General features: G+C 66.9%; 1 protein-coding gene. It reads left to right on the forward strand.

Features of this window, described 5'->3' with window-relative positions; translation table 11 throughout:
* The coding region (locus ACFHWE_RS23575) for an ADP-ribosyltransferase (RefSeq protein ID WP_416604066.1) at positions 1-1096 on the forward strand (1096 nt) is incomplete at both ends.

The raw sequence follows: 1096 nt of genomic DNA on the forward strand, positions 1-1096 counted from the left end.
CCCACAACACCAGCCACCAAGAACCCACCACCACCGACATCCACGCCTTCCCCGTCCTCCTGCCCGACCCACGCCCCGGCCGAACCGCACCCGACGGCACCCGCCACTTCGACACCAACAACGACGGCGAGACCTACGGCGAAACCATCCTCGGCAACCCCCACAGCAACCCTTATGCCTTCACCAATCTGTCCCGAGAACACCGCAACGCCCTAAGCAACTACAGCGGCAACTCCGACCTGCACAACGGCATCCTGCGCGCCCGCACCCTCCACAAGAAACTCGAAGTCGTAGAAACCCCCGCCCTACGCGGACCCCTCTGGCCCCTCTATGAGATGACCGGCCTCACCCCCCTCACCCTCGGCCACATCGCTCGCGCCCACCACGACGGAACCCACCACCTCACCCCCGAGCAGGCCCATCTAGTCACACACATCATGACCGCGCCCGACCCCGCGCAAGCACTCCACAACCTCAAACAGCAGTCGGGCAAGACTGCCTACCTCATCGAAACCCACGGAACCTTCCCCCACCTGGCCGGCCTGGAACACGAGATCTCCCTCATCGACCAGGCCATCGCCGCCAACCCCCTCCCAGAACCCCTCACGGCCCACCGCTACATGTTCGGCATCGACTTCATGGAGGGCTTCACCCCCGGCGACCCCACAGCGCTCGAAGGCACCGTCCAAACCGACCCCGGATACCTCTCCACCTCCCTGGGCGCACGGGTCACACGCCCCAAAGCGGCCCAGCACCCCTTCTACCTCCACCTCACCCTGCCCCCCGGGACCACAGCACTCTGGCTCGGCAGCAACAGCGCCTATCCCAGGGAGCGCGAACTCCTCCTCCCCCGTGGCAGCCGGTACCAGATCACCAAGGTCACCCGGGAAAGCCACACCGTCCGCCTCGACGCCGAACTTCTCCTGCCACGCGGCCAGAACCACGCCACCACCCCTCACACCCCGGGACTGCCGACAGAGACAGACTGGACCGTGGAAGCGGCTTTCCTCCCCCAGGCGGCCACCGATGGCGGCACCACCACAAGCCCAACACCCGACGGCCTCCGCACCCGTGCCCGCACCCTCCACGACGAGGC

The organism is Nocardiopsis sp. LOL_012 (assembly GCF_048060475.1).
Lineage (GTDB): Bacteria > Actinomycetota > Actinomycetes > Streptosporangiales > Streptosporangiaceae > Nocardiopsis.